This is a genomic window from Amycolatopsis sp. WAC 01416 (assembly GCF_003947485.1).
GTDB lineage: Bacteria > Actinomycetota > Actinomycetes > Mycobacteriales > Pseudonocardiaceae > Amycolatopsis.
The window spans coordinates 468,203-493,609 of sequence record NZ_QHHX01000005.1; the positions used below are offsets into that span (position 1 = coordinate 468,203).

Here is a 25,407-nt window from a genome sequence, read left to right on the forward strand (position 1 = left end):
GACAATCGTAGGGGAAGAGGTCAGTCGACCTCCCGCAGCCACTTGCCGGGCCCGACGATCGGCAGGTTCATCCGCCGGAGGCAGGCCCACATCGTGAGCTGGTTCGCGGTGAGGACGGGTTTGCCGAGCGCGCTTTCGAGCGGCTCGATCAGATCGTAGGTGGGGAGGTTGGTGCAGCTGACGAAGATGGCCTCCGCGTCGGCGTGGTCGGCGGCGAGGATGCGTTCGGCGATGGTCCGGTAGCTGACCTTCCAGATGCCGCCGCCCAGGCCGAGATGGTCGCTGGAGACGGTGCGGACGCCGAGCTCGGCCAGGAAGTCGTGCAGCTTCCCGGTCAGGTCGCCGTCGTAGGGCGTCAGCACCGAGACGCGGTGCAGGTCGAGCTGGTGCAGGACCTCGGCCAACGCTCCGGACGTGGTGACGGCGTCCAGGGCGCCGGCGTCGCAGATCGCCTTGGTCAGAGAACGTTCGTAGTCCACACCGTTGACGAAACTTCCGGAGGTGCACAGATAGGCGACGACTTCGGGCTCCACGTGGAGCACGTCTCGCGTGGCGGCGGCGAGATGTCTGCTGTCACTGACGAGCTGGGCCATCTCCATGCTGACGGGGACGGGCTCGTACGGCGTCCGCGCCAGATGGAGGGAGACCTCCATGGGCACCCAGCGCCACAGCTCGCGTTCCAGGGCCAGGTCGAAGGGGGCGATGACGCCGATTCCGCGTTGCGCCAGCGGGCCTTCGAACTCCAGTAAGTCGAAATCCAAGTCTCAGCCTCCGGAAACTTCTGCAGTCACAGTCCGGTGCTCCGGGGGTCGTTCCTCGGATTGTTGACAATCATACGAGCCACTTTTACGGTGTCAACGTGATCGCCTCGGAGACCCCTGTGCTGGCGGTGCTCTGCGGAGACACGCGCCCACCGGACATGCGCGCTATCGAAGCCGAAGCGGTGGTTCGTTACACCGACGAGGCCGGGTTGGCCGATGCGTTATCCGGTGCGGACGCGTTCTTCGTCTACGACTTCCTGTCGACCGCCGTCCCGGGTGCCTGGCACGCGGCCGACAGGCTGCGCTGGCTGCATATCGCCAGCGCGGGCGTCGACCCCGTGCTCTTCCCCGGGCTACAGGAGAGCGACGTCGTGCTCACCAACTCCCGGGGGGTGTTCGACGGGGCGATAGCCGAGTACGTCCTCGGGGTCGTCCTCGCGTTCGCCAAGGATTTCGTCCGTTCGTGGGACCTGCAGCGGCGGAAGCAGTGGAAGCACCGGGAGAGTGAGCGGATCTCCGGTCGCCGGGTGCTCGTGGTCGGCACCGGGCCGATCGGCCGGTCGATCGCGCGGACGCTGCGGGCGGCCGGGATGTCGGTGGCGGGCGTCGGACGCCGTCCTCGTGAGGGTGATTCCGACTTCGGAGACGTGTACGCCTCTTCGGACCTGGCTCGCCATCTTCCCGAGGCGGACTACGTCGTCGCGGTCGCGCCGCTGACCGAGCAGACGAAGGGCATGTTCGACGCGGCGGCCTTCGCCGCGATGAAACCCGGCGCGCGGTTCGTCAACGTCGGCCGCGGCGAACTGGTCGTCACTTCGGACCTGGTCGGCGCCTTGCGGGACGGCTTGCTCGGAGGTGCGGCGCTCGACGTCTTCGACACCGAGCCGCTGCCACCTGAAAGTCCTTTGTGGACTATGGAGAACGTGCTGATCTCGCCGCATATGTCGGGCGACTTCGTCGGCTGGCGTAATACTCTGGTAGAGGTGTTCGCGGACAACTTCCGTCGCTGGCGCGCGGGGGAGCCGCTGCGCAACGTCGTGGACAAGCAGCTCGGATACGTGCCGTCGGAGACGCTTCGCCAAGGTTAGGGGCCGGATGAACGACACCAAGTTGACCGCGAGTGAGCTCGTGGCCGCGTATGCGACCGGAGAGCTGTCGCCGGTCGAGGCCACTCAGAACGCGTTGCGTCTCATCGAAGAACACGACGGCGAGACGAACGCTTTCTGCCTTGTCGATGCCGATGGCGCGCTCGAGCAGGCGAAAGCGTCCGAAATCCGCTGGCGGGACGGTAATCCGATCGGCTGGCTCGACGGTGTCCCGGCCTCGATCAAGGACATGTTCCTGACCCAGGGCTGGCCGACGCTGCGCGGTTCGCGGTGCATCGACCCGAACCAGCCGTGGGACGTCGACAGCCCGGTCACCGCGCGGCTGCGTGAGAACGGCTTGGTACTGCTGGGAAAGACCACGACGCCGGAATTGGCGTGGAAGGGTGTCACCGACAACACGCTGACCGGGATCACCCGCAACCCGATCGACCCGTCGAAGACGGCGGGCGGGTCCAGCGGGGGAAGCGCCGCGGCCGTCGCGGCGGGGATGGGTGAACTCTCCGTCGGCACCGACGGCGGTGGCTCGATCCGGATCCCGGCTTCGTTCTGCGGAATCGTCGGCCTCAAACCGACGCACGGCCGGATCCCGCTGTTCCCGGCGAGCCCGTTCGGGCCGCTCTCGCACGCGGGCCCGATGGCGCGTTCGGTCGATGACACGGCGCTGCTCCTCGACGTCCTCGCGATGCCCGACCACCGTGACCCGGCCGCACTCGCCCCGCCCGTCTCGACCTACCGCGAAGCCGTCCGCCGGGACGTGCGCGGGCTGATCGCCGCCTACTCGCCGACGCTCGGCTTCGTCGACGTCGACCCGGAGGTCGCGGCGATCGTCAAGTCGGCGGTCCAGTCGCTGGGCGACGCGGGCCTGCACATCGAGGAGACCGATCCAGGCTTCACCGACCCCAAACCCGCCTTCGACATCCTGTGGTCGACGGGCGCAGCCAAGTGGCTGGACGCCTTCCCCGCCGGTTCGGAGGCGAAGGTCGATCCCGGGCTGCGGAAGGTGTGGGAGTTCGGCAAGACCTTCTCGGCGAGCGACTATCTCGGCGCCAACGCCGAGCGGGCAGCGCTGGGGATCCTGATGGGCGAATTCCACACGCGCTACGACGTGCTGATCACGCCGACCCTCCCGATTCCCGCTTTCGAGGCCGGGTACGAGGTGCCGCCTGGCAGCGGCCTCAGCGGCTGGCCGGACTGGACGCCGTTCACCTACCCGTTCAACATGACCCAGCAGCCCGCCATCAGCGTCCCGGCGGGCCGCACCTCTCGCGGTCTCCCGGTCGGTCTGCAGATCGTGGGCCCGCGACACTCCGACGACCTGGTCCTCGCGGTCGCGAAGCTCCTGGAGGAGGTCCGTCCCTGGTCGTGACCTGCGGAAAGGGAGCAAGGGACCTTTGCTATCGCTTCCAGAGGGTCAGGGCTGGGCGGCGTGGGTCTTCCGGACGAGGCCGCGCACCTGGCCGCTGCACAGTGCGAGACAGGTGGCCGCCACGACCAGGGCGGCGCAAGCGAGCAGTGTCGTGCTGACCCCGAAGTGCTGGGCGGCCGGTCCGGCCGCCATCTGGCCGAGGGGCAGCGCGATGAAGGAACCGAGCATGTCGTAGGAGTAGACGCGCGCGAGCTTTTCTTCGGGCACGTTCTCCTGCAGCGAGACGTCCCACGCGACCACGAACTGCTCGATCGCCAGGCCGGACACGAACATGGCGGCCAGCAGCAGCGGCAGCCATGGCGCCTGGCCGAGGAGGATCAACGGCGGCGCTTCGAAAAGGATCACCGCGACGCCGACGAACAGTGCGCGCCGCGGCTGCCATCGAGCCACGAGGATCCCGCCGACGAGTGAGCCGATCGTCTGTGCGGCGAGTGCGAACCCCCAGCCGGAGCGGCCGAAGCTGCTGTCGGCGACGACGGGACCGAGTACCGCGATCCCGCCGGCGATGACCGCGTTCACCACCATGAACTGCACGACCACGACCCACACCCAGGTGCGCGACCGGAACTCGTGCCAGCCTTCGACGAGTTCCGCCAGCGGGCGGCTGCCGGGGGTCCGCTCCCGGCGGCTGAGGCGGATGCACCGGTAGGACAGGGCGGAGCCCAGGAACAGCAGCGCGTTCCCGCCGAGCGCCCAGCCGGGGCCGACGGCGGTGACCAGGATGCCGCCGAGGCCGGCGCCGGCGATCCGGCCGGAGTTCGACAACAGCCTGCCGAGGGCGTTGGCCGGTGCCAGCAGTGCCGCGGGCACCGTCAACGGGGTGAGCGACGCCGAGGCGGGGGCGGAGATCGCGGACACCGCGCCGTTGACCACGCTGAGGCCGACCAGCAGCGGGATCGACGCGAATCCACAAAGGACACTCGCCGCGATGACGGCCTGGGTCACGGTGGCGGCGAGTTCGGTGCCCTGCAGGATCACCGAACGCGGCAGGCGGTCCGCCAGCACCCCGCCGAACAGCAGCAGGACCACGCTCGCCACCGAACGCGCGCCCACGACGATGCCGATGTCGACGGCCGAACCGGTCAGGTCGATCACCGCGAACGCCAGCGCGAGCGGGGCGACGGCGTTGCCGAACTCCCCGAACGTGCGGCCGCCGATCAGCCAGCGGAAGTTGCGGTGGCGCAGGGGTTCGCGCAGCGACGTCACGGTCGCCTCGTCTCGAACATCGCGACCGTCGCGCTGACCGGAATCGTCCCCCGGGTGCGGGGCGGTTTCGCGGCCGAGTGCAGAAGCTCACTCAGCTCATGGGCGTGGGCGAGTGCCTTCTTCCAGCTCTCACGGTCGACCCACATCTCCACGTCGGCCGTCAGTCCGCGTTCACCGTGGACGTGGAATTCGCTGCGGCGCACGAGTTCGGAGGCCATCGTCGTGATGAGAAGCCGGTGTTCCTCCGGATTCGTCGACGTGCACCGCGATCCGGACTCCGGATCGTGCCGGTAGCGTTTCGCCAGCCCGCCCCGGATCCGGACCTCCTCGACGACGTCGAGCAGTCCGGCCTCGTGCAGCCGCCGTAGGTGATAGCTGACATTCGCTTGTGTCTCACCGAGTTCACGCGCGGCTTCGGCCGCGCTCATCGCGACACCGGTCAAAAGCGACAGAATGCGCAGCCGAACGGGATGAGCGAGGACACGGAGCCCGTCGAGGCCGGGAGAGTCGGACATGGGACGAGTATCGACTGCCGGGACGCGAACCGTCAAACGGTTATTTGGGGGTTTCATTGGCCGGGAGATCCGGTGCGGTGATCCGATGTCTGTGCTCTGCTGGAGTCATGCGTACGACGACATTGGGCAGGAGTGGTCTCGAGGTCTCGAGGATCGCTTTCGGCACCTGGCAACTCGGCGGGGACTGGGGTTCGTTCGACGAGGACGCGGCGATCGCGGCGATCCACCACGCGCGCGAACTCGGGGTGAACTTCTTCGACACCGCACAGGCCTACGGTTTCGGGAAGTCCGAAGCGATGCTGGGAAAGGCGCTGCGTGAGGAACTCAAGCGCGACCGCGACAACCTCGTCATCGCCACGAAGGGCGGCATCAAGCCGCGTTCCGACCGGCCGCGCGATTCCCGGCGCGAGTGGCTGGCACAGGGAATCGAGGACAGCCTTCGTTTCCTCGACGTCGACCACATCGACCTCTACCAGATCCACTGGCCCGATCCCGGCGCCCCGGCCGAGGAGACCGCGGGGATCCTGCAGGAATTCGTCGACGCCGGGAAGATCCGGCACGTCGGTGTTTCGAACTACGACGCCGCGGGGCTGGCCGCCTTCGACCGGACCCGTCCGGTGGAGACCTTGCAGCCGCCGTATCACCTGTTCCGCCGTGACATCGAAACCGATCCGCTGCCGTACGCGCGGGAGAACGACATCGGCGTGCTCGTGTACAGCCCGCTGGGCAGTGGCCTGCTGACCGGTTCCTTCACGCCGGAGACGACGTTCGAGAAGACCGACTGGCGTTCCCGGTCTTCGGCGTTCACCGGGGAGACCTTCCGGCGCAATCTCGCCGTCGTCGACCGGCTCAAGGAATTCGCCGCGGGCAAGGGGATCTCGGTCGGTCAGCTCGCGATCGCGTGGACGCTCGCCCAGCCGGGCGTGCATGTCGCGATCGTGGGCGCGCGCAAGCCGGCCAACATCGAGGCCAGTCTCGCCGCGGCCGACGTCGACCTGACAGCGGACAATCTCGCGGAGATCGATCGGCTCACCGCCGACGCCGTCCCGGTGTCGGGCGCGAGTCCGGAAGGTGTCGCCTAGAGCTTGAATTCGGTACCGTCCAAGGGAAGCGAGGCGCCGCCGGCCAGGACGGCGGCGTGCTCCGGCGAGGCCGGGTCGATCACCGGGTTCGTGTTGTTCAGATGCGTGTACGCCCAACGCGGGCCGGGCCGCAGCTTCGCGAGACTTCCGGTGATCGGCAGATGCCCCATCGCCAGCTGGGCGCCGTCGCCGACCTCGGCCGCGGTGGCTCCCGACATCTCGTCCGGCGCGAAGAAAGTTCCGTCCAGCAACACCAGGCCGGCGTCGCGAGTGAACTCGTCGAAGCCGTCCGGCCAGCTCTTCAGGCAAGGCGCGTACACGAGGACGCCGCCGGTCCGGACGTCTTCGATCCGGTACGCCACCACCCATGGGCCGTCCTCAGTGGACGAACGCGCGTACTTCGGCCGCTTGTCGCTCACGGGAAGCACGCTCACCCGAAGACCGTCGATGGCGATTTCCGAAGACGGCAGCCAGTCCCAGCCGCCGTAGCCGTCGATGATCGACCGCGCCGGGAACTGTTCGGAGAGCGCGTGCAGGACAGCGTCCGGTGCCCACACCGGGAGCCCGCCCGCTTCCCGAAGCAGGAGCAAGCCGAGTGAATGATCGAGCTCGGCGTCGGTGAGCAGCACCCCGCGCAACGGGATCTCCCTCGGCCCGGGCCCGGCGCGCAGCGGTGGTGTGGCGAGGATCTGCGCGCGGATGTCCGGCGACGCGTTGAGCAGGTACCAGCCCTCGCCGTCCGCGCTCACCGCGACACAGTCCTGCGTCCGCGGCGGCGCGTCGGAAACGCACAGCGCGCAGGCGCAGTTCCATTGCGGGAAGCCGCCGCCCGCCGCGGTGCCGAGCAGGATCACCCTCATCGCGGTCCGCGCATCACGAGTTCGTCCGTTTTCGGGGGCGCGGCGAGGATGAGGTCGACGACGTCGCGCTGTGGTGAACGCGAGCACACGGGATCCGTGGCCGCGGCGTCGCCGGTGAGCTGGAACGCCTGGCACCGGCAGCCGCCGAAGTCGATCGCGCGCCGCTCGCAGGTGCCGCAGGTGTCCGGCATCCAATCCTCACCGCGATAGGCGTTGAAGGAGCTGGATTCGTACCAGATCCATGCCAGCGGTCTGTCCCGTACGTTGTCGAACTCCAGCGTCTTGATCGCCGTCGAAGCGGGACACGGCAACACGTTCCCGTCGGGTGCCACGGTCAACTGCCGCGCGCCCCAGCCGTACATGCAGGGCTTCGGATACCGCTCGTAGTAGTCGGCGACGACGTAGATGATCTCCATGCGCCCGCGCAGCCGTTCGGTGGCCGCGCGCACGATCGGCTCGGCCTCGTCGAGTTGCCGCCGGGTCGGCATCAGGGCGTCGCGGTTGCGCAGAGCCCAGCCGTAGTACTGAGTGTTGGCCAGTTCGAGCCGATCCGCGCCCATCTCCTCGGCGAGGTCGATGATCCCGGCGAGCTGATCGTGATTCTGGCGGTGCAGGACAACGTTCACCGAAAGCGGCAGCCCGGCCTTCTTGATCAGCTCGGCGGCGATCAGTTTCCGGTCGTGGGCCCGCGCACCGGCGAGCCGGTCGGCGCGTTCGGCCGTCGCGCCCTGGACGGACAGCTGGATGTGCGCGATGCCGCGTTCGACGAGATCGTCCAATCTGGGCTCGGTCAGTCCGAGTCCGGACGTCACCAGGTTCACGTAGCAACCCAGTTGCGTGGCGTGTTCGACCAGGACGGGCAGGTCCGGTCTGGCGAGTGGCTCACCACCGGACATGTGCACCTGGAGCACGCCGAGCTCCCGTGCCTGTGAGAGTACGGAAATCCATTCCTCTGTGGACAGTTCACCGTCGCGGGCGATCAGTTCGACCGGATTCGAACAGTACGGACAGTGCAGCGGGCAGCGGTGGGTCAGCTCGGCGAGCATGCCCAGCGGCGGCGCCGCGGTTTTCAGGTCCATTCGACGATCCGCCGTTCTCCCAGCCGGGACAGGACGTCCAGGATCTCTTCCTCGCGCACACCGGAATAGCGCTCGCGCAACGCCGAAGCGATCGCCGCGACGTCTTCGACGCCGTCGCAGAGCTTGAGTACGGCGGCGGCGGTCGGATTCGGGACGAGTACGCCTTCAGGGAACAGGAGGACGTGTGTTTCCCTGGTCTGGTCATAGCTCAGCCGGACCCCGCGCCGCAGCCGCGGCACCGAGCCCATTTCGAGGGTGCTCATCGCTACTCCTTGGCCGCGGCGCGCTCGATGGCGTCGAGCATGGACCAGAGCACGTCGGTCTTGAAGGACAGCGCGGCGATCGCCCTCTCCTGCTGCTCGCGGGTGACGGCGTGCCGCACGACGATATCGAGCGTTCCCTTGCCCTCGCCGGAGACCTTGTCGATGCGATTGGTGAAATAGGCGAGGTCTTCCGGCGCGATCCACGAATAGTTCGCCAGCATGTCGGCGACCCGTCGCTGCATGAGATGGCCGGCGAACATTTCGGTCAGCCCCGAAGCGACCGCTTCGAGCCACGGTTTCGTGCGGGCGAAAGTCACGTAGGCGTCGACGGCGAACCGTACGCCGGGGGCGACGTGCCGCTGATCGAGAACCTCTTCGCGATCGAGCCCGACCGCGGTGCACAAGCGGAGCCACCGCTCGGTTCCGCCGTCGCCTGCCTTCGTCCCGTCGTGATAGACGATGCGGTCGAGCCATTCCCGGCGTATTTCCGGCAACGGACAGTTGCTGATGATCGCCGCGTCCTTCTGCGGGAGCACGCATTGGTAGTACCAGCGGTTCGCGGCCCAGATCTTCAGTTCGGACTCGGACAGGTCGCCCCGGTGCATCCGCTCGTGGAACGGGTGGGTGCCCCAATAGCGGTGCGAAAGCCCGCGCAAGGCCGCGATGAAATCCGACGACGACATGGGGGACACCGTGCTGCCTCCAACGGCTCGCTGATCGGGACGGCGGCGCGGTGGTGGGGGAACGGCCCCCACCACCGGATACGAAGTCAGTCCTCCATGCGGGCCGCGTAGGCGGTGACCTCCATGGGGGTTTCGTACTCGACGAAGTCGGGGGTGGTCCATACCTCGATGCTTTCGATCATTTCCGCTCCTAACGTCCACATGGGATCGAACAGGGCCGAGCCACCGTCACCCTAGAAGCGGGCCGCCGATTCTGACCAGACGCAAGGACCGACTTCCGGAGGTGTTTTGTAAAGTTTCCTACCTATGGCCGATCGAGCGACTCCGATCGTCACGCTCGGCGCACATAACGGTTAACGGCGGGCCCTGTCGATAGCCCGTCCAGTGGTGTCCGTTTCGTCCTGCGGTGTGTTTGTATCCAACTCGACGGGTGCACCCCGACCACCCGTCTACCGCCGCCATCCGAGCTCCAGGGGTGTAGCTGAAGGAGGCGTCCCATGTCCTTACGTCGTATTCTCGCCGCCACGTTCGCCGCCGCGACGGCCGTGTCGATCGCGGCCGTTCCGGCGGCGGCCGCCGAAGCGCCGTCCGTCCAGGCGATCAGACAACTCGCGAGCGGCCTCAACCAGGCGTGGTCGATCGACTTCCTGCCCGACGGCACCGGCCTCTTCACGCAGAAGGACGCCAAGACGATCAGCAAGATCGACAAGGCGGGCAAGGTCACCACGGTCCAGACCATCCCCGGGGTGAGTGTCACCGCGGAGGCGGGACTGCTCGGCATCGCCGTTTCGCCGAACTATGCCACCGACCAGACGGTCTTCATCTACTACACGACCAGTTCCGACAACCGGATCGCCAAGCTGAAGCTGGGCCAGACGCCGACGCCGATCGTCACCGGCATCCCGCGCGGTTCGCAGTATCACCACGGCGGCCGGATCAGGTTCGGCCCGGACGGCTACCTCTACGCGGGCACCGGCGACGGCCAGAACGGTGCCAACGCGCAGAACAAGAACTCCCTCGGCGGCAAGGTCCTGCGCGTCACCACCGACGGCGCGGCCGCGCCCGGCAATCCGTTCAACAGTCGCGTCTACTCCTACGGCCACCGCAACGTCCAGGGTCTGACCTGGGCGAACGGTCAGCTGTACGTCTCCGACATCGGCGCCAACAGGCTCGACGAGCTGAACAAGATCGAGTCCGGCAAGAACTACGGCTGGCCGACCTGCGAGGGGCCGTGCAACACGGCGGGGATGACCAACCCGGTCAAGGCCTGGCCGACGTCTTCGGCGACGCCGAGCGGGCTCGCGGCCTACAAGGGCTCGCTGTACATGGCTTCGCTCAAGGGTGGCACGTACAAGCTCGACCTGAACGGCAACGGCGGCAAGCTCTGGACCAACCTCGGCCGCACGCGTGACGCGGTCGCCGGCCCGGACGGCCAGCTGTACACGATCACCCCGGGCGCTCTCTACGTCTCCGACGGCAGCTGAATCCGACGCAATTCGGCACCTGGTTGCGGTAGTTCGATGCTGAACTACCGCAACCAGGTGCCGAATTGCGGGGGTCAGCTGCGGGGTAGCGAGACCGCGTGCTCGAGTTCGACCAGCGCGGTGTCCAGGTGGGTCAGGATGCGCTGGAGATGCGGGACGCTGCGGCGGCAGCCGGTGACGCCGAAGTCCAGGTTGTCCCCGTTGCTGGTCAGCGTGATGTTCAGCGCCTGCCCGTCGAGCAGCACCGACGCCGGGTAGATGCCGTCGAGCGACGCGCCGTTCCAGTACATCTGCTTGCGCGGCCCCGGCACATTGGAGATCACCAGGTTGAACGGCGGTTTCGTGTTGTTCACGAAACCGGGGATCGGCGACACGCCGAGCTGGGCGACGTTGATCCCCGACAGCAGCAGCGTCTGCAACGGGGTCAGCTCCGAGAACAGCTTCTTCCCGTTCCGCATCGACGCGTTGATCGCCGCGAGCCGTGCGGCCGGATCGCTCAGGTGCGTGGCCAGATTGCACAGCAGCGCGCCGATGTTGTTCCCCGCCGCGTCCCCGCTGTCCTTGCGCCGCAGGGAAACCGGGACCATCGCGGTCAGCGGCGCGTCGGGAAGCGCGTTCTGTTCGATCAGGTAGTCCCGCAACGCTCCCGAGCACATCGCGAGGACGACGTCGTTGCGCGACACCCCGGCCGCCGTGGCGATCTTGCGTACCCTGTCCAGCGACCACGACTGCGCCGCGAACCGCCGGGCACCGCCGATCGGGACGTTGAACATCGTCTTCGGCGCCTGCGAAGGCAGCGTCAGGGTGTGCTCCTGGAACGCCTCGCGCGCCACCTTCATCGCGGCGGGCGCGATACCGGCGAGCTGGTTGACCGTCTTGCCCATGGTCTGGAACAGCGAGGGCGACGCCTTGCCGTCGCGGCCGCCCTCGGGTTTGGGCCGGGAACCCCACGGCGGCGGGCAGTCGAGGTCGAACGGGTCGTCCGACAGGGTGCCCTGCAGATGCCGCAGCGCCGAGACGCCGTCCATCAGCGCGTGGTGGATCTTGCTGTAGATCGCGAACCGGCCGTCCTGCAGCCCCTCGACCAGGTGGATCTCCCACAGGGGACGATGCCGGTCGAGGAGGGTGCTGTGCCAGCGTCCGGTCAGCTCCAGCAGTTCGCGGATCCGGCCGGGCTGGGGCAGCGCCGAATGCCGGAAGTGGTAGTCGAGTTCGAGTTCGGTGTCGGTCGACCAGGCGAGGTGGCCCGCGGTGTTGACCGGCCGGGCCGGGCGGCGCCGGAACACCGGGCGCATGTTGTCGGAATCGAGCAGTTTCCGGCGGATGTCACGCAGGTAGTCGGGTCCGGCGTCCTCGGGTTTCTTGAACAGTTGCAGCCCGCCGACGTGCATCGGATGTTCGCGCGTCTCGACGAGAAGGAACATCGAGTCGGTCACGGGCATGAACGGCATCGTCGGACCACCTTCCGCGCGGCGGCGTGCGAGCACGCCGGGTGCCAGAGTCTACGCACACCGAAACCACCATCTCACGCTTTAGGGTGGCTCACATGACGATCCCGACCGATCCGCAGACGGGTGAGTTCCGTCGGTCCGCCAACCATTTCGACGCGCGTGTCACCGCCGACGGCCGTGACGGCTGGCCGGTGGAAGCGGGGAGATACCGGCTGGTGGTCAGCCGGGCCTGTCCCTGGGCGAGCCGCGGGCTGATCGTCCGGCGGCTGCTCGGCCTCGAGTCCGCGCTGAGCGTGGCCGTCGCCGACCCGATCCAGGACGAGAAGAGCTGGCGGTTCACCCTCGATCCCGATGACCGGGATCCGGTGCTCGGCATCAAGTACCTGGCCGAGGCCTATCACGCGGCCGACCCGCACTACATGGGCGGGATCAGCGTTCCGGCCATTGTGGACATTCCGAGCAAGCGGCTCGTGAGCAACGACTATCCACAGATCACCCTGGATCTGTCCACCGAATGGACCAGTCTCCACCGGCCCGGCGCGCCCGACCTCTACCCGGAGCGACTGCGTGACGAGATCGACGACGTCAACGTGGGCGTCTACGCGGACGTCAACGCCGCTGTGTACCAAGCCGGTTTCGCGACCAAACAGGCCGCGTACGAGGACGCGTACACCCGGCTCTTCGCCATGCTGGACGTGCTTTCCGAGCGGCTGGAAGAGCAGCGCTACCTCGTCGGTGACACGATCACCGAAGCGGACATCCGGCTGTTCACCACGCTCGTCCGCTTCGATCCGGTGTATCACGGGCATTTCAAATGCAACCGGAACAAACTGACCGAAATGCCGGTGCTGTGGGCTTACGCCCGTGACCTCTTCCAAACGCCGGGTTTCGGTGACACCGTCGATTTCGACCACATCAAGCGGCACTACCACGCGGTGCACGAGCAGGTGAACCCGACGCGGATCGTCCCACTGGGACCGGACCTGTCCGGCTGGACGGCGCCGCACCACCGGGAGCGGCTGGGCGGGCGCCCGTTCGGCGACGGCACGCCGCCGGGACCGCCGCCCGAGGACGAACGGATCGGGGACACGGATGGAGCCACTTCCTGAACGCACCGACGTCGTCGTGATCGGCGGTGGCATCGTCGGGGTCAGCTGCGCATACCGGCTCGCCGCGGCCGGGGTCTCGGTGCTGCTGCTCGAACGCGGGAGCCTCGGCGGAGGCTCGACCGCGAAGGCCGCGGGCGGGATCCGGTCGTCGTTCACCACCCGGGTCAACATCGAGATCGGGCTGCGCGGGCTGGCCGAGTACGCCTCCTTCGCCGAGACGTACGGGACCGAGATCGACTTCCGCCGCGACGGCTACCTGTACCTGGTCACCGACCCGGCCGATCTGCCCGAATTCGAGCGCTGCGCCGAACTGCAGAACTCCTACGGCGTCCGCAGCCGGCTCGTCGAGCCCGCCGAAGCGCGGCGGTTCTCCCCGCTGATCGACACCGACGGCGTGATCGCGGCCCTGTGGTCGCCGGACGACGCCAAGGCGACGCCGGACTCCGCGGTCCAGGGCTACGCGCGGGCGGCACGCGCGCACGGCGCGGTGCTCAGGACCGGCGTCGAGGTCGTCGGGATCGAACGCGACGGCGACGAGATCACCGGTGTCCTGACCGGCGAAGGCTTCGTGCGGACGAACGCGGTGGTCTGCGCGGCGGGCGCGTGGTCGGGGCGGATCGGCGAACTCGCCGGCGTCGACCTCCCGGTGCGGCCGTTCCGGCGGCAGGTCGTGTTCACCGGCCCGGTCGCGGACCTGCCCGGATCCGTGCCGCTGACCATCGAGATGCCGTCCGCCTTCTACTTCCACCGCGAGGGCCTCGGCCTGGCGATGTCCTTCTGCGACGGTGACGGCGAACCCGGCTTCGACACCCGCTACCAGCCTGGCGACTGGCTGCCGAAACTCGCCGAAATCGCCGCGCGCCGGGTGCCCGCGGTACTCGACGCGGGGATCCGCGGCGGCTGGGCCGGGCTGTACGAGGTCACCCCCGACCGCAACCAGATCGTGGGGGAAAGCGTCCACCTGTCGCGGTTCTTCTACGCGACCGGTTTCTCTGGACACGGGTTCCAGATGGGCCCGGCGGTGGGGGAGCTCGTGCGGGACCTCTACCTGGGGTGGGTCCCGGCCATCGACATCACCGGGCTCGACGTCCGCCGGTTCGCCGGCGACCGGGCCGTGACGAGGGAGCACAACATTGTCTGAGTTCGTCGAAGTCACCACCGAGGCCGAGCTGCGCGAGATCCTGCCGCCGCCGCTGGAACGGACCGCGAACAAGGCGCGTCCGAAACTGCACGAGATGGACCGCCAGTGGCTCGCGGCGTCACCGTTCGTGCTGATCGCGACGTCGGCGGCCGACGGCACCTGCGACGTCTCGCCGAAGGGCGACCCGGCCGGGTTCACGCTGGTGCTGGACGACACGCGGATCGCCATCCCGGAGCGCCCCGGCAACCGGCGCGCCGACGGGTTCCACAACGTGCTGTCGAACCCGCACGTCGGGCTGATCTACCTGATCCCCGGCCGCGGCGACACACTGCGGATCAACGGCCGCGCGCGGCTCGTGCGGGAAGCGCCGTTCTTCGACGACATGATCGTGAAGGGCAGCCGGCCGAAGCTGGCGCTGGTGGTCGACATCGACGAGATCTTCCACCACTGCCAGAAGGCGTTCATGCGGTCGAAGCTCTGGTCGCCGGAGAGCTGGGCGCCCGGCGCGCTGCCGTCCCGCGCGGCGATCGCCAAGACCTTCGAACGGCCCGGCGAGAGCTTGGCCGACCTCGAGGCCTATTACGCCCCTGCTGCCTACTCGGCCGGGTTGTACTGACGACGCACTGCGCGTGAAGGCCCCCTTCCCTCGGCTCAGCCGAGGGAAGGGGGCCTTCACGCGCAGTGGATGGTTGCTGGATCGTTGAACGATCTGGCACTATCGGCGGGGTGCCTGCACCCACCGGAGCCCAGCATCTCGCCGACGCGCTGACCGCTCTGGGGACCGAAGTCGTCTTCGGTCTCCCTGGGGTGCACAACCTGCCGTTATGGGAGGCGCTGGCCGATACGGACATCCGGCTCGTCGGCGTCCGGCACGAGCAGACGGCCGGGTACGCGGCGGACGGTTACGCCCGCGCGACAGGCAAGCTCGGCGTCGCGTTGGTGACCACGGGGCCCGGCGCGGCGAACACGCTCGCCGCCGTCGGCGAGGCCATGGCGTCGGCGGCGCCGGTGCTGGTCATCGCCACCGACATCCCCTCCACGCTGCGGCGGCCCGGGGTGGTCCGCGGCGTGCTGCACGAGACGTCGGATCAGCAGGCGATGTTCGCGCCGGTCACCAAGGCCGGGTTCACCGTCTCGAGTGCCGACCAGGTCGCCGCGACGCTCCACCGCGCGGCCCGGCTCGCGCTCCAGCCGCAGAGCGGGCCGGTCTACCTCGGTATCCCGGCCGACTTCCTCTCGGAGCGGACGCCGGCGCGTCGTCCGCCGAGGTCGCACGCCCGGCCGGCCGAGATCCCGGACCTCACCGAGGCCGAGGCACTCCTCGCCACCGCCGACCGGCCGCTGATCTGGGCGGGAGGCGGCGCGCTGCGCGCCGAGGCCGGCGAGGCGATCGGGAAACTCGCCGAACGGCTGGCCGCGCCGGTGCTCACCACGTTCGGCGCTCGCGGGCTCCTGCCGGTCGATCACCCCTGTCTCGCCCCGAATCCGGTGCACGCGCCCGAGGTCGGGGCATTGTGGGACGAAGCCGACGTCGTCCTCGCCATCGGCACCGACTTCGACGGGCTGATGACGCAGAACTGGCTGATGCCGCAGCCGAAGAAGCTCATTGCGATCAACGTCGACCCGGACGACGCCGCCAAGAACTACCAGCCGGACATCACACTGGTCGGGGACGCCCGGGTGCTCACCGAGGCGCTCAAGGTCGAGGAACGGCCCGGTATCGCGGCGCTCGTCGGCAGGCTCGCCAAGGTCTCCGCCCGGGTCCGGCAGCGGATCAAGGAAGAGGAACCACAGGCCGCGGATCTGCTGTCCACTTTGGACGAGGTGTTGCCGCCCGACGCCGTCGTGGTCGCGGACATGTGCGTGGCCGGATACTGGATCGGCGGCTTCCACCGTGTCCGCGCGCCGCGCAAGCTCGCGTATCCGATGGGCTGGGGCACCCTCGGTTACGGCTTCCCGGCCGCGCTCGGCGCCGGTGCGGCGGGCACCGGCCGCGCGATCTGCGTCAGTGGTGACGGCGGTTTCCTGTTCGCCTGCGGTGATCTCGCCACGATGGCGCAGGAGCAGCTGCCGGTCACGGTGATCATCGTCGACGACGGCGGCTACGGGATGCTTCGGTACGACCAGGACCGGGCAGGGGTCCCGCGCCGGGGTGTCGACTGGGACAGTCCCGATTTCGTCGGCCTGGCGAGGTCCTTCGGCGTGCACGCGGACCGGGTGTCCGGGTTCGGGCGCGCGTTCCGGCGGCTGCTCGCCGAGTTCATCGAGTCCGACGAGCCGAACGTGCTCGTCGTCCGCGCGAAGATGGCACCGCCGCTCAACACCTCGCCCCGCTGGTACCGCAAGGAATCCCCGTGACCGGGCTCCGCGTCGGCGTGGACATCGGCGGTACGTTCACCGATCTCTGCGTGCTCGACGAGACCGGTGTCGTCGCCGTCGGCAAGGTGCTGACGACGCACGACGAGCCCGCTCGCGCGGTGGAGGAAGGTCTCAAGAGGACACTCGCCGACGCCGGGCTGCACGCGGGCGACGTCGAGCAGTTCGTGCACGGGACCACGCTGGTCACGAACGCGCTGATCGAGCGCAAGGGAGCGCGCACCGCCCTGCTGGCGACGGCCGGTTTCCGTGACGTGCTGGAGATGCGGCGCGAACATCGGTACGAACTGTACGACCTGCTCATCGAGCTTCCGGCCCCGCTGGTCCCGCGTCACCTGCGGTTCGACGTCCCCGAGCGGATCCTCGCCGACGGGACGGTCCACACAGGACTGGACGAGGAGTACGTCGCGCGGCTCGGCCGCGAACTCGACGCCCGCGGGATCGACGCGGTGGCGATCTGTTTCCTGCACGCCTTCACGAATCCCGCGCACGAACGGCGGGCCGCCGAGGTGCTCAAGGACGTCGCGCCCCGGTTGCGCGTCGCGCTGTCCAGCGAGGTCGTCCCCGAGATCCGCGAGTTCGAACGCGCGTCGACCACGGTCGCGAACGTGTACGTCCAGGACCTCACCGAACGCTATCTCCGTGATCTGGAGCGGCGTCTGCACGAGTCCGGGGTGCGGCCGTCGCCGCACATCATGCTGTCCAACGGCGGGATCGCGACCGTCGACACCGCCGCACGCCACCCGATCCGCATCCTCGAATCCGGACCGGCAGGCGGGGCGCTGGCCGCGTCCGCGATCGGAGCCGCGGCGGGGACCGGGGATCTGCTGGCCTTCGACATGGGCGGCACGACGGCGAAACTGTGCATGATCTCCGACGGCGCGCCGCTGGTGACGCACGAATTCGAAGTGGACCGGAAGTACCGGCTGCTGCCGGGATCCGGGCTACCGGTCAAGGTGCCGGTCATCGACATGATCGAGATCGGCGTCGGCGGCGGCTCGATCGCCCGCATCGACGCGCTCGGCCTGCTCACCGTCGGGCCGGATTCCGCGGGGTCCGAGCCGGGCCCGGTCTGCTACGGACGAGGTGGCACCGAGCCGACCGTGACCGACGCCGACCTCGTGCTCGGCTACCTGGATCCGGGGTATTTCCTCGGCGGCGGAATGACTTTGGACGTCGAAGGCGCGCGTGAGGCGATCCGCTCGAAGATCGCGGACCCACTCGGCGTCAGTATCGAAGAGGCCGCTTGGGGCATCCACACCAGCGTCAACGAGGACATGGCCAACGCCGCCCGCGTCCACGCCGTCGAGCGCGGCAAGGACCCGGCGAAGCTGCCGATGTTCACCTTCGGCGGCGCCGGTCCGGTGCACGGCGTCGGTGTGGCGCGGGCGCTCGGCGCGCCCGAGGTGGTCGCGCCCAGCGCGGCAGGGGTGCTGAGCGCGGCGGGATTCCTCACCGCGCCGCTGGCCTTCGACTTCGTGCGTTCGGCGCGTGCGGCGGTACTCGACCTGTCCTGGGAACAGGTCGACGCGCTGTTCGCCGAGATGGAGGCCGAAGGAAGGGAACTGCTGGAGGAGTCCGGTGTGGACGGTGCGGAGGTGACGCACCGCCGGATCGCCGAGATGCGGTACGCCGGGCAGGGCTACGAGATCCGCGTGCCGGTCGAGCGGGGGAACTGGCCGGATTCGCTGGTCGACGCGTTCACCGAGACCTATCGGACGTTGTACCGGCGGACCGGGCCGGACGTCGCGATCGAGGTGCTCAACTGGCGTGTCGTTTCCCGCGGCCCGGCACCCGAGGTCACGCTGAAACTCGCGGGTGCCGAGGCCGAAGGCGACGCGCGCAAGGGAAGCCGTCCGGCGTACTTTCCCGCCGCGGGTGGCTTTGCCGACACGGCGGTGTTCGACAGGTATCGCCTCAAGCCGGGCGATCGCGTCGAGGGACCGGCCATTGTGGAGGAACGCGAGTCCACTGTGGTCGTTCCGCCGGGCGCTCGGTGCGTGGTCGGCGAGGACGCCGGTCTGGTGGTGACGGTATGAGTGTCGACCCGATCCTGGTGGGAGTGCTGGGAAACCGGCTGCACTCGATCCTCGCCGAACAGCAGAACGCGCTCGTCAACACGGCGTTCTCCTCCGTCGTGCGGGAATCTCTCGACCTAGCCTGCGCGGTGTTCGACTCGCGCGGCGAGATGATCGGCCAGTCCGTCGGCGGGACCCCTGGCCACATCAACGCGATGGCGACCGGGATGCACCACTTCGTCGCCGCGTACCCGCCGGAGACCCTGGAGCCGGGCGATGTCCTGCTCACCAACGACCCGTGGCAGACGGCAGGGCAGATCAACGACATCACCGTCGCCACGCCGGTCTTCCTGCGGGGACGGCTCGTCGCGTGGTTCGCTTCCTGTTGCCACGCTCCGGACATCGGCGGGCGGCTGGTCTCGGCCGAGGCCAACGAGGTCTTCGAAGAGGGTTTGCGCCTGCCGATCATGAAGTTCCTCCGTGCGGGCGAGGTCAACGCGGATCTCGAACTGCTGATCCGCGCGAACGTCCGCACGCCGGAAGAGACCATCGGCGACTTGTACGCGCAGGTCACCGGGAACGAGGTCGGTGCCGCCAGCCTGGTGCGGCTGCTGGAGGAGTTCGATCTCGATTCGCTGGACGACGTCGCCGCCGAGATCATGAACCGCTCCGAGCGGGCACTGCGGGACGCGCTGGCGAACCTGCCGGACGGTACGTACACCAGCGAACTGGTGACCGACGGATTCGACGACGAAGAGGTCGTCCTCAAGGTCGCGGTGACCATCGACGGCGAAGAGATCCACCTCGATTTCGCCGGATCGTCGCCGCAGAGCCGCCGCGGGATCAACGTCGTCCTGAACTACACCCGGGCGTATGCCTCGTTCGCGGTCAAGGCCGCCATTTCGCCGGAGGTGCCGCACAACGCGGGCTCGTTCCGGCCGGTGCACGTCACCGCGCCGGAGGGCTCGGTGCTCAACTGCGCGCCACCCGCGCCGGTCGCGTCCCGTCATCTGATCGGGCACTTCCTGCCGTCGCTGCTGATCACGGCACTGCACGAAGCCTTGCCCGGCAACGCTTTGGCGCACAGCGCGGACGCGTTGTGGATGACGATCTGGCGTGGCGCCGACGCCAGTGGACGCGAGTTCATGCTCAACGTCTTCCAGACCGGCGGGATCGGCGCACGGGCCACGAAGGACGGCCTCAGCACCACCGGGTTCCCGAGCGGGCTGCGGTCCACGCCGACGGAGGTCATCGAGACGATGGCGCCGCTGATCCAGCGCGAACGCTTGCTGCGCACGGACTCCGGCGGTGCCGGGCGATGGCGCGGCGGCCTCGGTCAGTGCACCACGATGGCCGCTCGCGGTGAGATCTCGTGGAGTGTCAACGGGAACGTCGATCGGGTGCTCCGGCCGGCGTCCGGTGTGGACTCGGGACACGACGGCGCGGTGGGCCGGTTCGAGCTCGCCCGTGGTCCCTTGCCGTCGAAGAGCCGGGTGAACCTGCGCCCGGACGACGTCGTGGACGTGATCCTGCCCGGCGGCGGCGGTTACGGCGACCCGTTCGAACGGGAGCCGGAGGCCGTACTCGCCGACGTCGTCGACGGATACGTGTCGGTGGAAGCCGCGCGCGAACTGTACGGCGTCGAAGTCACCTATCACGGAGAACCCGGGGCGCTGGTGCGGCTTCCGGAGGACTACACAGCGGTTTCGTCGAGAGGGAAGAGATGAGCATGGGTCGGCTGGCCGGCAAGGTCGCGGTGGTCTTCGGGGGCGCGAGGGGCATCGGCCTCGCCTCCGTGAAGGAGTTCGTCGCCGAGGGCGCGACCGTGTTCTCCAGCGACATCCGCGAACTCGCCGAACCCGTCGAAGGCGTCCGGCATTCCCTTGTGGACGCCACGGACGAAGGACAGGTCGACGAATTCGTGCGCGGTGTGCTCGCCGAGACGGACCGGGTCGACGTGCTGTTCAACAATGTGGGAATCCACCTCGGGAAACCCCTGGCGGACACCACCTTGGCGGAATTCGACAACATCTTCGCGCTGAACGTGCGGGCCGCCTTCCTCGGCACACGGGCGGTGCTGCCGCGGATGATCGCGAACAAGGCGGGCAGCATCATCACGACGTCGTCCAACGGCGGGGTGATGGGCCGCCCCGGCGACCCGGTGTACAACGCCACCAAACACGCGCTCGTCGGCATGATGAAATCGATCGCCGTCGCGCACGCGCACCAGGGGATCCGGGCGAACACGGTCAACCCGGGCGCGATCGACACGGACATGCTGCGCGGCACACTCGCGTCGCCGGAGGAGTTCGAAGCCAAGCAACACCAGTTGACCGCGAGCACGCCCGCGGCACGGGTCGGCGAGGCGTGGGAGGTCGCGAAGGCGGTCGTCTTCCTGGCCAGCGACGAATCGCGGTTCATCAACGGGGTCGCGCTCCCCATCGACGGCGCCAAGGCCGCCGGTGCCATGCCGGGCAACCGGTACAGCCTCGACTTCGAACTCGGCGTCAGGTAGCGCCATGTCCACTCCTGCCGCCGAGGAGACACTGGCCCGCGACAGACCCTTGCTCGAACGGAGCGGGACAGCGGAACGGGTCGCCGAGATCCTGCGCCAGCGCATCACCGAAGGCGTCTTCCCGCCTGGGTCGAGGCTTTCCGAACCGTCGATCAGCGCCGCGTTGGGTGTTTCACGCAACACTCTGCGCGAGTCATTCCAGCTCCTGGCGCACGAGCGGCTCGCGGTACACGAGCTCAACCGCGGCGTGTTCGTGCGGGAACTGACCGCGCAGGACATTTCGGATCTCTACGTGATGCGGCGGGTCACCGAATGCGGTGCGCTGCGGCGAGCGGCCGAACTGTCCACTGTGGACATTTCGGCCATCGAGGTCGCGGTGCGGGAGGGGCATGCCGCGGCGGGCGAAGGCGACTGGCAGGCCGTCGGGACCGCGAGCATCGCGTTCCATCAAGCGGTGGGCGACCTGGCGGGCAGCGAACGGGTCAGCACGACGATGCGTCAGGTGCTGGCGGAGACGCGGCTCTTCTTCGTGCTGGCGGAGAACACGCGCACGTTCTTCGAGCCGTTCCTGCGGCGGCACGAGCGGATCCTGCGGGACCTGGAACGAGGGCGCTTCGGGCCCGCGGAGACGGCGCTGGAGAAGTACCTGCGGGACGCGGAGAAGCAGCTGTTGGCCGCTTACGACCGGCGGGGTTCGTGAGCTGTGCCGGGTCCGTGGCCCCTGCCGGGGTGTTGCGAAAGCCACTTTCGCAACGCTGAAGGTTGCGAAAGTGGCTTTCGCAACCTCTTTACCGGGTCCGTGGGCACCCGGCCGGTGGCGGCAGGGACGCCATGAACGGTCCTTTCCTTGCAAATTTCGCAAGGAAAGGACCGTTCCTAGCACTTCGCCCATAAATGCCCAACTTCGCACAAGACCGATCAGCGCGGCTACAGTCCGGACAGGTCCGGGCCGCGAACTGTGCACGATGGAGTGTTCGCGTCCCGCCCGGATCCGGGTGAGGATGGGGGCACGAGCACGAGGAGGAAGATCATGGTTTCGTCGGCGTCCGCGCGCAATCCGCTGTGGCACCCCTTCGCGGACATGGGAGCGGTCGACGGCGACCGGCTCGTCATCACCCGCGGTGAGGGTTCCTACGTCTGGGACGACGAGGGGAAGCGGTATTTCGACGCGACCGCGTCGCTCTGGTACGCGAACTTCGGGCACGGACGCGAGGAGATCGCGCAGGCCGTCGGGGACCAGTTGCGGACGCTCGATTCGTACAACCTGTTCGGCTACAACGCCAACGAGCCCGCGCTGAAGCTCGCCGAGCGGGTCTCGGCGCTGGCGCCGGAGCCGGGCTCGAAGGTGTTCTTCGGTTCGGGCGGTGGTGACGTCATCGACACCGCGGTCAAGATCGCCCGGTCGTATTTCGCGCACACCGGCCGTCCGGAGAAGGTGCACGTCATCGGGCGCGTGCAGGGTTACCACGGCACGCACGGTTTCGGGACGGCCGTCGGTGGCATCGCGGCCAACGCGGCGGGCTTCGGGCCGCTGCCGGGCGACATTTCGCACGTGCCTTACGACAGTGCCGAAGCGCTCGAGGCGGAGATCCTGCGCATCGGGCCGGAGCGGGTCGCGGCCTTCTTCTGCGAACCGGTGATCGGCGCGGGCGGCGTCCTGCTGCCGCCGGAGGGCTACATCGAGACGGTCGCCGGGATCTGCCGCAAGCATGACGTGCTGTTCGTCGCGGACTGTGTGATCGCCGCGTTCGGACGGCTGGGGACCTGGTTCGGGATCGACCGATGGGCCGTGAAACCCGACATGATCACGACCGCGAAGGGCATCACCGGCGGGACGATCCCGCTGGGCGCGCTGATCGTCGCGCCGAGGGTGGCCGAGCCGTTCTTCACCGGCGCGCCGGGTGCGCCGGTGCTGCGGCACGGCGCGACCTACGCGGGGCATCCGGTCGCCTGCGCCGCGGGGAACGCGACGCTGGACATCTACGAGCGTGACGGGCTCATCCCGCGCGGTCGGGAACTGGAGAAGCCGCTGGCCGACGCGCTTTCCGGGCTGGCTTCGCATCCCTTGGTCGCGGAGGTCCGGGCCGGCCTCGGCTTCCTCGGCGCGGTGGAACTGAAGGCCGAAGTCGTCGAGGCGAACCCCGGCGCGGCGAACCGGCTGCAGCGGCTGGCGCGGGACGAAGGCGTCCTCGTGCGGAACCTGGCCAAGGGGATCGCGGTGTCGCCGCCGCTGATCGCCGGCGAGGCCGAACTGGACCTGCTCGCTTCGACGTTGCCTCGCGCTCTGGACAAGCTGGTCTAGCGCGCTTCGCCAGCGCAATGAAGGGGCCTTTCATAGCAAAATTTGCTATGAAAGGCCCCTTCATGTCACGTCCGCCGCGCCCAGCGAGTGCGGGTGCGGCGGAGCGTGACGTGCACGAGGGCCTCGCGCTCGGTCATGAAGGGCGCAGCCGACGGGACCAGGTCCCCTCATGACACCCCCAGTGCGACGGGCCCACGTGGGCCCGCTTCAGCGGAGGCGGAGTTCTTCGCCCTCGAAGTCCGCGGTGATGATCCACGCGGACGGTCTCGGTGTCACCTGGAAGTCATACGCCATACCGGCACATTAACCACGCGCCCCGACATTTCCGGGAGCTCATGCCCGCTGACCACGGTGAATCGCCATTTGTCGACCCCGCCGCCGATGATCTCGGCGTACCGCCGGGCGCCGTCCGCGTTGACGAAGCGCACCTGCTGGCCGTTGGTGAGATGGGTGATCTTGACCGCCATCCGTGCCTCCTGAAGTCCGGTGCCGGCCCGCGGAGCTTCCCCCTCCGGGGCCGGCGCCGACAGTAGAACACATGTTCGACGACCCTCGCCAATCCGACCCCCCGTGCGGGTCACCGCCGCATCGTCACCCGCGGCCACGCGTCCAGTCCGCGGGCGATCTCGTGGGCCCGGACGGCGCGCAGACCCTCACTGAGGCTCTCCTCGTCGAGAGTCATGAAGCCGAGCCGGGCGTAGTACGGCGCGTTCCACGGCACCTCGGCGTACGTCGTCAGCGTCAACCCCGCGAGGCCTTCGCGCGAGGCCCAGCCGGCGGCGTGCTCGATCAACCGCCGCCCGAGGCCCCGCCGCGCGTGATCCGGATGGACGGACACCTGCTCGATGTGGCCGTGGCCGTCGACGACCTCGGCGAGCAGGTATGCCACCGGGCCGTCGCCGGCGTCCTGCACCCAGGCCCGGCCGTCGCGCTGGAAGGCCGTGAGGTCCGCGATCGACGGCGGGTCGTCGTCGGCGATCGCGGCCATGCCGAGCGCGCGGAACGGTTCGCCCGCGGCGCGTTCGATGTCCTGGAGCACGGGCAGGTCTTCGGGGACGGCGAGTCGGATCACGGATCGAGTTCTACCCCGCCGCGGGGAGCGGTCGCGCGTGAATTAGCGGGACGACACGCGTGATCAGACGGACGACACGTGTGACCCCGGCCGTGGGAATTCAGAGCGAGAACGACGAAACGGCCCGGTGGATCCTGCTCGCGTACGACTGGAGCGCGACGATGGCGGCCCGTTTCTCGTCGTCGCCGATCCGGGTCGCCGGGGCGGCGAGGGTCAGCACCGCGGGCCGGTGCCCGGTGTTCGGGATCGGCACCGAACAGGACCAGACGCCGTCGTCCAGTTCGCCCCAGCTGACCGAATACCGGTTCGCCCCGGCGCGTTTGACCTCTTCCCGCACGCTCGGACCGCGGCGGTGGACGATCGACGAAAGCCGTCTTTCGCGTTCGCCCTCCGGCAGCATGGCGAGCAGCATCTTGCCGGACGCGCCGGTGCCGAGCGGGACGGAATGGCCGGGCTGGAAGGTGAAACGCATCGCGCGTTCGCATTCGACCCGGTCCGCGCAGACGGCGGAATCGCCGAAATGCTGGAACAGCAGCACTGTCTCCCCGAGGGCGCGTGCCGCCTCCTCCATCGCCGGACGGGCCAGGCGGGCGAGGTCGTTGGCCAGCTGCGCCGCCCGCGCGAGCGGCATCACCTGGCTCGTCACGTGATAGCGCCCCGTCCTTCCCTCCTCCAGGAGCTGGAGTTCCTTCAGCAGTGCGACATAGCGATACGTCGTCGCGACCGGGGTGCCGATCCTCGCGGCGAGTTCGGCGACGCTGGCGTCCCAGCGGCGTTCGGAAAAGGAGAGCAGTAACTGCAGGACCTTGCGTGAGCTGCTGGCGCCGGGGGTCCGTTTCGGCGGGGCGGTGGTGTCCAGGGATCGTGCGGCAGGCGTCATCTCGACCTCTCGCCGGGGCAATCACAAAGAGTCAAGAAAGTAGCACATTGGGTTAATTGCGGGCCAGGGTCTTTGGTC

Annotated in this window: 25 protein-coding genes; 13 read left to right on the top strand and 12 right to left on the bottom strand. The window is 68.7% G+C overall.

The annotated features are described in order from the left end of the window. Nucleotides 1-20: 20 nt before the first annotated feature. Nucleotides 21-761, bottom strand: coding sequence for an Asp/Glu/hydantoin racemase (locus tag DL990_RS19410; protein WP_125788464.1), 741 nt, complete (start codon nt 759-761; stop codon nt 21-23). 98 nt (nt 762-859) lie between these two features. On the opposite strand from DL990_RS19410, the gene DL990_RS19415 reads away from it, so the two are divergent. Both DL990_RS19415 and DL990_RS19420 read left to right on the top strand, forming a co-directional pair. Beyond that, nucleotides 860-1,849 (top strand): D-2-hydroxyacid dehydrogenase, encoded by a 990-nt coding sequence (locus DL990_RS19415; RefSeq protein ID WP_125799473.1) that lies wholly within the window; start codon nt 860-862, stop codon nt 1,847-1,849. A gap of 7 nt (nt 1,850-1,856) precedes the next feature. Further along, nucleotides 1,857-3,233 (top strand): amidase, encoded by a 1,377-nt coding sequence (locus DL990_RS19420; RefSeq protein ID WP_125788466.1) that lies wholly within the window; start codon nt 1,857-1,859, stop codon nt 3,231-3,233. A 45-nt stretch (nt 3,234-3,278) separates the two neighbouring features. Here the strand turns inward: DL990_RS19420 and DL990_RS19425 are convergent, their stop codons facing one another. Together DL990_RS19425 and DL990_RS19430 are read right to left on the bottom strand one after the other, a co-directional pair. After that, nucleotides 3,279-4,499, bottom strand: coding sequence for an MFS transporter (locus DL990_RS19425; RefSeq protein WP_125788467.1), 1,221 nt, complete (start codon nt 4,497-4,499; stop codon nt 3,279-3,281). Beyond that, nucleotides 4,496-5,014 carry a helix-turn-helix domain-containing protein gene (locus tag DL990_RS19430; RefSeq protein ID WP_125799474.1) on the bottom strand — a complete coding sequence of 173 codons (519 nt, stop codon included), beginning with the start codon at nt 5,012-5,014 and terminating at the stop codon, nt 4,496-4,498. The genes DL990_RS19425 and DL990_RS19430 overlap by 4 nt, the downstream gene beginning before the upstream one ends. Before the next feature lie 107 nt (nt 5,015-5,121). Here DL990_RS19430 and DL990_RS19435 point away from each other — a divergent pair, with 107 nt between their 5' ends. Continuing rightward, on the top strand, nt 5,122-6,096 hold the full coding sequence (locus DL990_RS19435) for an aldo/keto reductase (protein WP_125799475.1): 975 nt from the start codon (nt 5,122-5,124) through the stop codon (nt 6,094-6,096). Here DL990_RS19435 and pqqB read toward each other — a convergent pair. The 5 genes from pqqB to pqqA all read right to left on the bottom strand — a co-directional run bounded on the left by pqqB (nt 6,093) and on the right by pqqA (nt 9,163). Beyond that, on the bottom strand, nt 6,093-6,956 hold the full coding sequence (gene pqqB / locus DL990_RS19440) for a pyrroloquinoline quinone biosynthesis protein PqqB (protein ID WP_125788470.1): 864 nt from the start codon (nt 6,954-6,956) through the stop codon (nt 6,093-6,095). The genes DL990_RS19435 and pqqB overlap by 4 nt on opposite strands. Then, nucleotides 6,953-8,035, bottom strand: a complete 1,083-nt coding sequence (gene pqqE, locus DL990_RS19445) for a pyrroloquinoline quinone biosynthesis protein PqqE (RefSeq protein WP_125799476.1) — start codon at nt 8,033-8,035, stop codon at nt 6,953-6,955. The genes pqqB and pqqE overlap by 4 nt, the downstream gene beginning before the upstream one ends. Then, the gene (gene pqqD, locus DL990_RS19450; protein WP_125788472.1) at nt 8,026-8,298 is read right to left on the bottom strand and encodes a pyrroloquinoline quinone biosynthesis peptide chaperone PqqD; all 273 of its coding nucleotides are present in this window, start codon (nt 8,296-8,298) and stop codon (nt 8,026-8,028) included. Before pqqD ends, pqqE begins: the two co-directional genes overlap by 10 nt. 2 nt (nt 8,299-8,300) lie before the next feature. Further along, entirely contained in the window at nt 8,301-8,981 is a 681-nt protein-coding gene (pqqC, locus tag DL990_RS19455; protein WP_125788473.1) for a pyrroloquinoline-quinone synthase PqqC, read from the bottom strand. 86 nt (nt 8,982-9,067) lie between these two features. Beyond that, nucleotides 9,068-9,163: a pyrroloquinoline quinone precursor peptide PqqA gene (gene pqqA, locus DL990_RS19460; protein ID WP_125788474.1), complete on the bottom strand. Its 96-nt coding sequence runs from the start codon at nt 9,161-9,163 to the stop codon at nt 9,068-9,070. Nucleotides 9,164-9,478: 315 nt separating this feature from the next. Here pqqA and DL990_RS19465 point away from each other — a divergent pair, with 315 nt between their 5' ends. Then, a complete protein-coding gene (locus tag DL990_RS19465) occupies nt 9,479-10,465 on the top strand; it encodes a sorbosone dehydrogenase family protein (RefSeq protein ID WP_125788475.1) in 987 nt (328 codons plus the stop codon). A gap of 74 nt (nt 10,466-10,539) precedes the next feature. Here the strand turns inward: DL990_RS19465 and DL990_RS19470 are convergent, their stop codons facing one another. Further along, complete coding sequence (locus tag DL990_RS19470) at nt 10,540-11,916, bottom strand: wax ester/triacylglycerol synthase family O-acyltransferase (protein WP_125799477.1); 1,377 nt, start codon at nt 11,914-11,916, stop codon at nt 10,540-10,542. Nucleotides 11,917-12,011: 95 nt separating this feature from the next. Here DL990_RS19470 and DL990_RS19475 point away from each other — a divergent pair, with 95 nt between their 5' ends. The 9 genes from DL990_RS19475 to DL990_RS19515 all read left to right on the top strand — a co-directional run bounded on the left by DL990_RS19475 (nt 12,012) and on the right by DL990_RS19515 (nt 23,377). Next, the gene (locus DL990_RS19475) at nt 12,012-13,025 is read left to right on the top strand and encodes a glutathione S-transferase family protein (RefSeq protein ID WP_125799478.1); all 1,014 of its coding nucleotides are present in this window, start codon (nt 12,012-12,014) and stop codon (nt 13,023-13,025) included. After that, nucleotides 13,009-14,166, top strand: a complete 1,158-nt coding sequence (locus DL990_RS19480; protein WP_125799479.1) for an FAD-binding oxidoreductase — start codon at nt 13,009-13,011, stop codon at nt 14,164-14,166. The genes DL990_RS19475 and DL990_RS19480 overlap by 17 nt, the downstream gene beginning before the upstream one ends. After that, nucleotides 14,159-14,782, top strand: coding sequence for a pyridoxamine 5'-phosphate oxidase family protein (locus DL990_RS19485; RefSeq protein ID WP_125799480.1), 624 nt, complete (start codon nt 14,159-14,161; stop codon nt 14,780-14,782). Before DL990_RS19480 ends, DL990_RS19485 begins: the two co-directional genes overlap by 8 nt. A gap of 110 nt (nt 14,783-14,892) precedes the next feature. Further along, nucleotides 14,893-16,524, top strand: a complete 1,632-nt coding sequence (locus DL990_RS19490; RefSeq protein ID WP_125788480.1) for a thiamine pyrophosphate-binding protein — start codon at nt 14,893-14,895, stop codon at nt 16,522-16,524. Then, nucleotides 16,521-18,581, top strand: coding sequence for a hydantoinase/oxoprolinase family protein (locus DL990_RS19495; protein WP_125799481.1), 2,061 nt, complete (start codon nt 16,521-16,523; stop codon nt 18,579-18,581). Before DL990_RS19490 ends, DL990_RS19495 begins: the two co-directional genes overlap by 4 nt. Then, nucleotides 18,578-20,287 (top strand): hydantoinase B/oxoprolinase family protein, encoded by a 1,710-nt coding sequence (locus tag DL990_RS19500; RefSeq protein ID WP_125788482.1) that lies wholly within the window; start codon nt 18,578-18,580, stop codon nt 20,285-20,287. The genes DL990_RS19495 and DL990_RS19500 overlap by 4 nt, the downstream gene beginning before the upstream one ends. A gap of 2 nt (nt 20,288-20,289) precedes the next feature. Continuing rightward, complete coding sequence (locus tag DL990_RS19505; protein ID WP_199746471.1) at nt 20,290-21,075, top strand: SDR family NAD(P)-dependent oxidoreductase; 786 nt, start codon at nt 20,290-20,292, stop codon at nt 21,073-21,075. Between the two features lie 4 nt (nt 21,076-21,079). Then, nucleotides 21,080-21,775: a GntR family transcriptional regulator gene (locus DL990_RS19510; RefSeq protein ID WP_125788484.1), complete on the top strand. Its 696-nt coding sequence runs from the start codon at nt 21,080-21,082 to the stop codon at nt 21,773-21,775. A 330-nt stretch (nt 21,776-22,105) separates the two neighbouring features. Continuing rightward, entirely contained in the window at nt 22,106-23,377 is a 1,272-nt protein-coding gene (locus DL990_RS19515) for an aspartate aminotransferase family protein (RefSeq protein ID WP_125799483.1), read from the top strand. Nucleotides 23,378-23,649: 272 nt separating this feature from the next. Here the strand turns inward: DL990_RS19515 and DL990_RS19520 are convergent, their stop codons facing one another. From DL990_RS19520 to DL990_RS19530, 3 genes are all read right to left on the bottom strand, one after another. Continuing rightward, a complete protein-coding gene (locus DL990_RS19520) occupies nt 23,650-23,844 on the bottom strand; it encodes a hypothetical protein (protein ID WP_125799484.1) in 195 nt (64 codons plus the stop codon). 110 nt (nt 23,845-23,954) lie between these two features. Further along, nucleotides 23,955-24,449, bottom strand: a complete 495-nt coding sequence (locus DL990_RS19525) for a GNAT family N-acetyltransferase (RefSeq protein WP_125799485.1) — start codon at nt 24,447-24,449, stop codon at nt 23,955-23,957. A 100-nt stretch (nt 24,450-24,549) separates the two neighbouring features. Further along, nucleotides 24,550-25,329: an IclR family transcriptional regulator gene (locus DL990_RS19530; RefSeq protein WP_125799633.1), complete on the bottom strand. Its 780-nt coding sequence runs from the start codon at nt 25,327-25,329 to the stop codon at nt 24,550-24,552. Nucleotides 25,330-25,407: the final 78 nt, after the last annotated feature.